Origin of the sequence: Sporanaerobium hydrogeniformans (assembly GCF_002735925.1) — a bacterium.
Classification (GTDB): Bacteria; Bacillota; Clostridia; order Lachnospirales; family Cellulosilyticaceae; genus Sporanaerobium; species Sporanaerobium hydrogeniformans.
Window position 1 is genome coordinate 87,337 of record NZ_PEDL01000014.1, and the last position, 10,349, is coordinate 97,685.

At 36.1% G+C, this 10,349-nt stretch carries 8 protein-coding genes; 5 read left to right on the forward strand and 3 right to left on the reverse strand.

All coding sequences use genetic code 11. The features are described 5' to 3' along the window. Positions 1-86 precede the first annotated feature (86 nt). From CS063_RS12495 to CS063_RS17670, 4 genes are all read left to right on the forward strand, one after another. Positions 87-1,646 (forward strand): nitrite/sulfite reductase, encoded by a 1,560-nt coding sequence (locus CS063_RS12495; RefSeq protein ID WP_099450040.1) that lies wholly within the window; start codon positions 87-89, stop codon positions 1,644-1,646. Between the two features lie 261 nt (positions 1,647-1,907). Next, positions 1,908-4,001 carry a methyl-accepting chemotaxis protein gene (locus CS063_RS12500; protein ID WP_099450041.1) on the forward strand — a complete coding sequence of 698 codons (2,094 nt, stop codon included), beginning with the start codon at positions 1,908-1,910 and terminating at the stop codon, positions 3,999-4,001. Between the two features lie 103 nt (positions 4,002-4,104). Continuing rightward, the gene (gene rbr / locus CS063_RS12505) at positions 4,105-4,641 is read left to right on the forward strand and encodes a rubrerythrin (RefSeq protein ID WP_308415504.1); all 537 of its coding nucleotides are present in this window, start codon (positions 4,105-4,107) and stop codon (positions 4,639-4,641) included. Positions 4,642-4,758: 117 nt separating this feature from the next. After that, positions 4,759-4,902 carry a hypothetical protein gene (locus CS063_RS17670; RefSeq protein ID WP_180270786.1) on the forward strand — a complete coding sequence of 48 codons (144 nt, stop codon included), beginning with the start codon at positions 4,759-4,761 and terminating at the stop codon, positions 4,900-4,902. Between the two features lie 90 nt (positions 4,903-4,992). On the opposite strand, the gene CS063_RS12510 is transcribed toward CS063_RS17670, so the two are convergent. From CS063_RS12510 to CS063_RS12520, 3 genes are read right to left on the reverse strand one after another with little or no spacing between them, the layout of a single operon-like run. After that, complete coding sequence (locus tag CS063_RS12510) at positions 4,993-6,465, reverse strand: UDP-glucose--hexose-1-phosphate uridylyltransferase (RefSeq protein ID WP_099450042.1); 1,473 nt, start codon at positions 6,463-6,465, stop codon at positions 4,993-4,995. Position 6,466: 1 nt separating this feature from the next. Further along, the gene (galE, locus tag CS063_RS12515; protein WP_099450043.1) at positions 6,467-7,459 is read right to left on the reverse strand and encodes a UDP-glucose 4-epimerase GalE; all 993 of its coding nucleotides are present in this window, start codon (positions 7,457-7,459) and stop codon (positions 6,467-6,469) included. A gap of 15 nt (positions 7,460-7,474) precedes the next feature. Beyond that, positions 7,475-8,647 carry a galactokinase gene (locus CS063_RS12520; protein WP_099450044.1) on the reverse strand — a complete coding sequence of 391 codons (1,173 nt, stop codon included), beginning with the start codon at positions 8,645-8,647 and terminating at the stop codon, positions 7,475-7,477. A gap of 192 nt (positions 8,648-8,839) precedes the next feature. Between CS063_RS12520 and CS063_RS12525 the strand changes: the two genes are divergently transcribed. Next, on the forward strand, positions 8,840-9,835 hold the full coding sequence (locus CS063_RS12525) for a LacI family DNA-binding transcriptional regulator (protein ID WP_099450045.1): 996 nt from the start codon (positions 8,840-8,842) through the stop codon (positions 9,833-9,835). Positions 9,836-10,349 lie beyond the last annotated feature (514 nt).

The window sequence follows — 10,349 nt, forward strand, 5'->3', positions numbered from 1 at the left end:
TTAAGTTGAAGGTATGAGAAAGAACAAAGTAACAAAAACTGTATAAGAAAAACTAGAAAGAACATGAATTGAAAGAGGAGACAGTTATGGCAGATTTAAAAGAAATTTTAAAACAGGAGATTCCTGAATTTAGAGCATTAGCTCATCAATTTGTAAATAAAGAAATAGCCAAAGTGGAATTTAAAGGGCAGTCTGGAGGTATGGGGGTATATGCAGAGCGGGATGGACAGCATATGATGATTCGTCTCAAGATGACATCAGGAACAGTTACCTTAGAGCAGCTTCAAAATGTCTTAAGCTTAGCAAAGAAATATAAGTGTGAAAAAGTGCACTTAACCACTAGAGAAGCTATCCAGCTTCATGGACTTTCAGCAGATGATGTGTGTGATATTATGGAAGAAGCATTAGAAAGTGCTATTTATACAAGAGGAGGAGGAGGAAACTTCCCTCGTAATGTAGCCCTCTCACCTTTATCTGGTGTAGAAAAGGGTGAGGCATTTGATGTAACTCCTTACGCACTTATTGTTAATAAATATTTTATGGAACGTATGATTACCTATAAACTTCCACGTAAATTTAAAGTAGCCTTTTCAAATAGTGATAAAGATCATGCATGTAGTACAGCTACAGATCAAGGCTTCATGGCGACTATTAAAGACGGCAAACCTTATTTTAGAGTTTATTTAGCTGGAGGCTTAGGTAAAGACCCAGCTAAAGGTATTCTTTTAGATGAATATATAGAGCCTACGGATGTTCTCTATCATGTAGAAGGTATGCTTAACTTGTTTATGGCAGAAGGGGATTATGAAAATAAAGCTAAAGCACGTACACGTTATATCCCTAGGAGGATGGGTGAAGAAGCCTTTCTAGCCTGTTATAAAGAACATGTAGAGCAAGTTAAAAAAGAAAAAGACTTACATTTGCCTATTGAGCTAACCCATCCAGCCCTACTTACTAAAAAAGGTATTACTTTAGATTTAGAAGACAATCGTTTGATTGCTCAAAAGCAAGAAGGGCTTTATACAGTAGTGATTCACCCACAAAATGGTCAGCTTTCTACTAAAATGTTAGAGGAACTTATAGAGCATCTTAGTAAGTACGAGGATTTACAGCTTCGTCTAACTATGAATGAGAGTCTATATGTTCAAAATCTAACAGGACCAGAGGCAGAAGGGTTATTAAAGTTAATAGAGGGAATAGGGCAAGTAACGGATTTAGAGAGAAGTGTGAGTTGTATCGGTGTACCTGTTTGCCAAATGGGGATTGCACAAAGTCAAAAGCTTCTTAGTGAAATTCTAACTTATTTTAAGGACAGAGGAATGGCTTCCAAGTGGCTTCCAAGTTTACATGTTTCAGGATGTATCAATTCTTGTGGTAGGCATCAAGTAAGCAATATAGGCTTTGTAGGAAAGAAAAAGAAGGTAGGAGAGACAATAGAAGAAGTATTCGAGATTTTTGTAGGAGGTAGATTGGGGAAAGAAATAACAGTCCTTGGTGAAAATTATGGTGATTTATGTGCAAAAGAAATCCCTGAGTTTTTATATGAATTAGCCGAGTTATTAGAACAAAGACAATTGAAGTTTTTAGACTATTTACAGGATAATGAGAATGAATTCAAGATGCTTCTAAGCAAATATCTTGTTTAATATTACATTTTTCGTCAAATAAACAGTAATTTTGAGCATAACTCTAGTCATTTTGAGAAAAACGTGATAAACTATTCTAATAATTTTAAAGACTATAGCATCCTTAATTATTATGAGGATGCTATAAATGTTTATACAAATTTAAAGTATCTAGTAAAAACATAATAAGAGGATAAGGAGAAAATAGGTATATGAATAGGGTAGGTAGCGAGGAATTGCAAAGAAAAAAAAAAGGCTCCTTTAAGCGAGCGTTTGCAAAATATGAAATTAGCAAGGCACATTGAACTTGTTGTATCACTTATTTTAGTGGTTACCTTTTTTGTGCTGATGGTGATTATTGCTGTTCGAGTAGGTTTTGGTATGAAAAAGTCAATACATTCAGAATTTAAAATGATATCCCAAGCTAATGCTATAAAAGTACAAGGCATATTTGATGCAGCAGATTCTGTAGCGAAAGATATTTTGAATCTTATTGAAAAAGAGCATAAAACAAGTTTAAATAGAGGGGCAAAGGATAAGGATGCAACTTATTTGAGTAAAGCAGTTAATAAACCTCTTACCGTAAATAATTTTGAGATAGAAAAATATATCATTGATACTTTAGGCGCCATTATTAGAAATAATGAAAATATTGTAGGAGGTGGTATTGCCTTTGAGCCTTATGCCTACGATGCCAATGTAGAGGACTATTCTCTTTATATAGATAGAGAGCATTTAGAGGTACCTACTATCTTGGGGAATTATGCGGAGTACTCTGCAGCAGTTTATTATGCAGAAGTAAAAGAAAAGCAGCAACCTATATTTACAGAGCCCTACGATTTTAATGGTGTAAGGATGATATCAGCAGCCTACCCGATTATATATGATAATGTATTTCAAGGCGTAGTTGTAGCAGACATTGCACTTACCAATTTTACTCAACTAGATGTGAAAGATGAAGCTTATCCAAGTATGCACTGCACTATTTTAGATGATAGTGGACTTATCATTTTTGATACAGAAAAAGTACAGGATATAGGGCATAATTTAAAAGAATTTCTTAAAGACACTAAAGGGTATGAAAATATTACAGAGCATTTCCAAGAAGGTTCATCTTTTATTGAAGAAACACATGATACGGATGGTAAAAGATATGTGCGTTTTTATGAGCCAATTCGTGCAGGGTCTGAAATATGGTGGTCACAGACCGCATTATCTGAAAAGGATATGAATAAAGAGGTTAAAATTATCTTGATTTGGATGATAGTAGAAGGTATTTTATCTTTACTAATTGCCCTATTTTTAATAAATAAAACAGTAAGTAAATTACTACAACCTATGGATAATATTGTAGGGGCAGCTAATCAGCTAGCTAAGGGAGATTTTGATATAAGACTTAACGATACTTCAGAGAATGAAATAGGTCAGATGTCAAAGGCCTTTTTAGTTACAGTACATACTATAAAGGATATTATTGAGGATTTAACTTATCTCCTAGAAGAGATGGCAAAGGGGAATTTTGATATACGTTCTCGTAATGCAGAGGGTTATGTAGGTGGTTATGAACCTATTTATAGGGCTTTAAATGATATTGTAAATCAGTTAAGTAGTACTTTATATGAAATCAATGAGTCTTCCAAGCAAGTTTCTATGGCGTCTATGCAAATGGCAGAGAGTGCCAATTCACTTGCTGAAGGTGCCACAGAGCAAGCAGGAGCTATTGAAGAATTACTGGCTACTATTGAAAATATAACAGATACAGTAGAAGCAAATCTTATGTATTCTGAGCAAACTAGTGAAGGGATGAAGGAGTTAGGAGCTAAGGCGAAGGATAGCAGTGAACAGATGACTTTATTGACAAATGCAATGACTAAGATAAATGAGAGTTCAGAAGAGATAAGTACCATTATTACTGCTATTGAGAACATAGCTACTCAAACTAATCTTTTATCACTTAATGCAGCTATAGAAGCAGCTAGGGCAGGAGAAGCAGGAAGAGGTTTTTCTGTAGTAGCAGAAGAAATTCGTAAACTGGCTAATCAAAGTGCGGAAGCAGTGAATACAACCAGAACCTTGATTGAGAATTCTTTAAAGGAAGTACAAAGCGGTAGCCTGATCACAAAGAAGACAGAGGGAGTTATGGGAGAGGTAATGTTAGGGATTCAAGGTGCTGTAGGACTTGCAGAAGAAACACAAAGATTATCTAAAAATCAAGCTGCAGCTATGCAAGAGATAAAAGGCGGTATTGAACAAATTTCAGGAGTCGTTCAAGGCAATTCTGCTACAGCTCAAGAAAGTTCAGCTACAAGTGAAGAGTTATCTGCGCAAGCACAAGCACTTGCTGAGTTAGTGGATAAATTCCAACTAAGAGGATAAAAGATTTAGAGGGAAAAGTGGTTGTAATTAACAAACTATTATGATAATATTTTATTAAGTGATAATAATTATCCTTAAATACTTAATAAAAGGAGTGGTTTGTGTGGAATTAAAAGGAACAAATACAGAAAGAAATTTAATGGAGGCCTTTGCGGGTGAATCTCAAGCTAGAAACAAGTATACATACTTTGCGTCTAAGGCTAAAAAAGAAGGCTACACTCAAATCGCAGCTTTATTTGAGCAAACAGCAAATAATGAAAAGGAACATGCGAAGATTTGGTATAAACTCCTTCATGATGGTATAGGAAATACAATGGAGAATCTTAAAGCAGCAGCGGCAGGGGAAAATGATGAATGGACTAATATGTATGCACGCTTTGCTAAAGAAGCAAGAGAAGAAGGCTTTGAGGATATTGCCATTTTATTTGAAGAGGTAGCTAAGATTGAAAAAGAACACGAAGAACGTTATCTCAAGCTTTTAAAGAATATTGAAGAGAGTCAAGTTTTTGAGAAAGAAGAAGTAGTAGAGTGGATTTGTAGTAATTGTGGTCATATTCATAAAGGTAAAAAAGCACCTGAAGTTTGCCCAGTATGTGCCCATCCACAAGCTTACTTTGAAGTAAGAGCAACTAATTATTAAATATTACTTATAAAATAAGCCTCTATACCTAGAAACATCAAATCCCCCCTTGATGTAAAAGTATAGAGGCTTGTATTTTGGGGAAAATAAAGTAGACAAGCTTTAAAGGAGGCCATAATGAAAAAAGACAATAAACGTGAAGCAGAACTACAAAGTCGTATGGGGCATATGGAAGATGCTAAAAATGCCGGAAATGGGTTTAAAAGTACTATGAGTTCAGGGACGATGGGTGCAGGAGATGCACTTCGCCATAAGAAGTAGTTTAAGAGGATAATAAAAGTAGGTAAATACAAAAATGATAAAGAGGCCGTATAGCATATCTATACTGCCTCTTTATCATTTATCTGAGAGTTATAACGTTTCTATAAAATGCTTAAAGTGAATAAGCCCAACTTCAGTGAGCTTAAAGACACCTGCATCTTCTAGGACCCGACTAAACTTAGCACCAAGAGCATTTTGCATAAAAAGGTCTAAGTCTTCATTTGAAGAATAGGTCTTTTTAAGTTCCTCTACCCAAGTAAGATGATGATCAGCCACTGTTACTGCTTCACCTTTTAATTCGTTTTTAATCACTTCAAGCTCTTCTAGAAGTCTACCTGGCAATATGGCAAGTCCCATCACTTCTATAAGGCCGATATTTTCCTTTTTGATATGTTGCACATCGCTATGTGGGTGGAAGATGCCAAGAGGGTGTTCTGGGCTGGTACGGTTATTGCGAAGGACGACCTTCATGACATAATTGCCATCGCACTGTTCGGCAATAGGGGTAATCGTATTATGTCGTACGTCCTCAGTATGAGATAAAATATCCGCTTCTTCATCAGAGTAATACATCCACTTTTGGTAAATAGCATCTGTTGCTTCAGCGACAGCCTCTAAATGGGGGCTACTTAATTCAATGGTAGAAAGTGGCCAATTTAGAACCTTACAAGTTACATCTGGGAAGCCTTTCATTTGAAATTCCCATAAGGTGGTTGCATGGTGAATAGGGAATTTGTAACACCCACCTTGATAATGTTCATGGGCGAGTATAGAACCACCTACGATAGGTAAATCTGCATTAGAACCGATGAAGTAGTGAGGAAATTGTTTAACGAAACCTAAAAGATTATAGAAACTATCCTTGCTAAGTTTCATAGGTTCATGTGTTTCAGAAAGTAGGATGCAGTGTTCATTGTAGTAAAGATAAGGTGAATACTGAAGTCTCCAATTACGCTTATTAATAGTAAGTCCTATAGTACGATGATTGGCTCTATCAGGTAGCTTAATTGTTCCTGCATATCCTTCATTTTCAATGCATAAGAGACAAGAGGGATATTTATTAGGTGGTGCTGTTTTAAGTCTAGCGATTTCTTTAGGGTCTTTTTCTGGTTTAGAGAGGTTAATAGTAATGTCAATAGCACCATAGGGAGAATTGGCTTTAAAAAATACATTTTTAGCAATACGACTCATTTTAATGTAATTAGCAGCTTGGCTCAGCTTATAAAAATAATTTGTAGCAGCTTGAGGTGACTTTTCGTACGCTTTAAAGAATTTCTCCTCTATAAGAGAAGGAAGTGGTAAAAAAGTGTCCATGAGAGTACTCGTAAAAATGTCCTTGGCATAAAGACTATCTTCGATAAGGCCTTTTTGGACAGCTAGAGTTGCTAAATGCTCTAAGGTTTCATAAAGATCACCAGAAGCAAGTTCTGTTTCTTCGTATTCTTCTTCATTAAATAGAGCTAGAAGACGATTACGAACATAAATTGTATCACGTGGAGTAATAAGCTCATTTTGGATAGAGAGTGCAATGAGCTTATTGATATGTGCAAATAAATGGGTCATGTTAATCCTCCTTATAACCTCTAGGGTGAGTTCTATGCCATTTCCAAGCAGAGGCAATCATTTCTTTAATATCTGTGCGTTTAGGGGTCCAACCTAATATTTTTTTAGCCTTTTCAGAAGAAGCAATTAACAGGGCGGGATCGCCTGAGCGTCTAGGACCTACAACAAGAGGAATAGGGTGACCGGTTACTTCTCTTGCAGCCTCGATCATTTCAAGTACAGAATAGCCACTATTGCTACCGAGATTGAAGATATCACTTTCCCCACCCTTCATCAGATAATCAAGGGCTAAAATATGAGCATCTACAAGGTCTGTAACATGGATATAATCTCTTATACATGTGCCATCTGAGGTTTCATAGTCTTGACCAAAAACAGTGATGTGCTCTCTTTGACCAAGAGGTACCTGAAGGATAAGAGGAATGAGGTGGGTTTCAGTAGTATGAGCTTCACCAATCATTCCGCTTTCATCAGCACCAGCTACGTTAAAGTAACGTAGGCAAACATAGTGAAGATCATGAGCCTGATGAGTCCATTTAAGCATTTTTTCGATAGCCAATTTGGTTTCGCCATAAGTGTTGGTAGGGCAAGTAAGAGTTTCTTCACTGATAGGCATGGTCTTAACATCTCCATAAGTAGCAGCTGTAGAAGAGAAGACAATATATTTTACGCCATTTTCTATAAGAACTTCTAATAAGGTTTCTGCTCCACCTACATTGTTGTTGTAGTATTTAAGAGGCTTAGTCATGGATTCACCCACTAAAGAGTTTGCTGCAAAGTGAATAACGCCATCTATTTGTTCTTTTTTAAATACTTCGTTAAGTGCCTCTTTATTGCGAATGTCTACTTGGTAAAAGGGAACATCTTTTGGCACACTTTCTATGTGCCCTGTCTCTAAATTGTCTATGATAACGACTTCCATTTGATTTTCTAAAAGTTGCTTTACAGCGTGGGATCCAATGTATCCTGCACCACCTACTACAAGTATTTTCATATTAAAAAACCTCCTTTATGATTGGATAAGTTGAATAGGACCATTTCCGATAGAAGCAACGTAGAAGTCCGCAGCATATCCTATTTCTTCTTTATAGATAATAGATAGTTTACTAATGAAATCTTGAATCTTAGTATTTTCCACGATAGCCAAAGAGCACCCACCAAAGCCAGCACCCGTCATACGTGCACCTAATACACCTTCTATGGTTCTAGCATTTTCTGCTAAAGTATCAAGCTCTTTGCCTGTTACTTTATAGTCTTCTTTAAGGGAGCGATGGGAATCGTTTAAAAGTTTTCCAAAGGTAATAAGATCTCCCTTTTCTAGAGCTTTTGTAGCTTTTATAACACGCATGTTTTCTGTTACCACATGACGAACACGTTTGAAAAGTAATGGATTGTTAAGTAGTGTTTCAGCTTCTTCTAATTGACTTTCACTTAAATCACATAAAGTATGGATAGGGAAAAATTTTTGAAGTATGGCTAAGGCAGTATCACATTCACTGCGGCGTTCGTTGTATTTGGAGTCAGCTAATTCACGACGTTTGTTAGTATTCATAATAAGGATGCTATAGCCCTTTAGTTTAAAGGGAATATAATTATATTCTTGAGTATTGCAATTAAGTAAAAGAGCAGAATCTGCTTTGCCAAGAGCAATAGCAAACTGGTCCATAATACCACTATTTACACCTATGTATTGATTTTCTACTTGTTTGCCCAAGAGAGCCGCTTCTACAGGAGAAAGTGATAGGTTATAAATGTCGGCACAGATCTTGCACATGAGCATCTCTAAAGAAGCAGAGGAAGAAAGACCAGCACCATTGGGAATGTTGCCGAAGACTAATAGGTTAAGACCTGTTTCAATAACATGCCCAGCTTCCTTTAAGTAGAGTAAAACGCCTTTGAGATAGTTACACCAGTTATGTTTGGCAGCATAACTTAAATCATCCAGTGAAAACTCTAAAATGCTAAGCTCTTTAAAGTTAGAGGAATAGACTCTAAAAAGCTTGTCAGAGCGCTTACTAACAAGTCCATAAGTTCCCAAAGTAATGGCACAAGGGAAAACAAGGCCGCCATTATAATCAATATGCTCTCCTATAAGGTTGATACGGCCTGGAGCAAAAAAAGTAGCTTCTGAGGATGTGTTAAAAACAGTTTGAAACTCATTTTGTAAACAACTTAATTCCATAAGAACCTCCCTATAATAACTAGATATACCCCTAGTATATAATACTAGTAAAAAAAATCAATATTTTTAGTAAAAAAGTAAAAGTTGATAATTTATTTTATTCCTAATATAATGATAGAAAAGAACGATTTTTAGGGAGTTAAATACAAAAAAGAGAAGTAAAACTTTTACTAAAAGAGAGAAGGAGATAACATGGCGACAATCAAGGAGGTAGCGGCTAAAGCAGGGGTATCCATTGCAACTGTTTCAAGAGTGCTTAATTTTGATGAAACCCTTAATATCACACAAGAGACCAAAAAACGTATTTTAGAGGTTGCAGAAGAACTTCAGTATGTAGCAGTCAATAGGCGCAAAAATAAAGCAAGAAAGTTTAATATAGGTATCATACATTGGTATAGTCAAGAAGAAGAAATAAGAGATCCTTATTTTCTTTCTATCCGATTAACCATTGAAAAATGCTGTGAAAAAGAAGGGGTAGGCTTTAAATTTATGCGCTATAAGGAAATGGGCTATAGCGTAGACAGGTTAGATGGACTTATTGCTATAGGGAAGTTTGGAAAAGAGCAGGCAGCTCTTTTTGAAAAGCTTGCGACTTATATTGTTTTTGTAGACTCATGTCCAGATGAACTAGCTTATGATAGTGTAATGGCGGATTATAAACTAGGTGTATGGAAAGCGCTTGAGTATTTATATGCCCTAGGTCATCGCCGTTTAGGCTATATTGGAGGGTGTGAATATGTAGGGGAGAAAAAAGAACTGATACAAGATAGGAGAGAAGAGGTTTTTGTCCACTTTACTACTCAAAAAGGAATTTATAGGCCAGAATTTATTTTAAAAGAAAACTTTACACCAGAATCAGGCTATAAGCTTTTAAAAGAAGCTTTAGAAAGCAAGGAATATCCAACAGCCTTTTTTGTAGCAAGTGACCCAATGGCTATTGGGGCCTATAAGGCAGTTACAGATAAAGGACTAGAAGTAGGTAAAGATATCAGTCTTATTGGCTTTGATGATATCTATATGTCTCGCTATTTAACGCCGTCTTTGACAACTATAAAAGTGCACACTGATTTTATGGGAGAGACAGCAGTGGAAACCCTGTTGGAGCGTTTACGTACGGAGCGAAAAATAAGTAAAAAAATTCTTATTCCTACAGAACTAATTATCAGAGAAAGCTGTAGGGAACTTTAGATGACTTGGAAAATATTTTTTTACTGTTAATAGCTATTTTGATTTATCTCTTGTATAGAAATGGTTTTCTTGATTCAAATAAAAAGAGTGTCTTGACGCTAGATAATGAAACGAAGCAAGGTAGCATTATCGTTAATCAAAAGGAAATATACTATCTTGTTATAAAATACTCTAATACGGATGCTAACTATGAGCTAAGTTGGAAGTAATATATGACGAATACATACTTAGTTTTTAATTTGATAAATTTCAGTTTGTTGGGGTGTTTTACACATTAGACTACTAAAAGGAAAGAGATAGGGGGTGTTTTCAGGGACCGCAAGTAAGGGAGCTCTTCACCAGCTTCTCGGTCCTCGGATGGGTAAAATCTAAGTTCAGTCCAATAGGCTAACGGTCCTACCTATCACAAGAAAGGCACTTGTGATAACGTCCCTAAAAGCAGCCTATAGGACTTCTCTAAGATTTTACATCCATCCTGTGGAGGAAGCTTGCGAAGAGCTCCCTTACTTGCTAG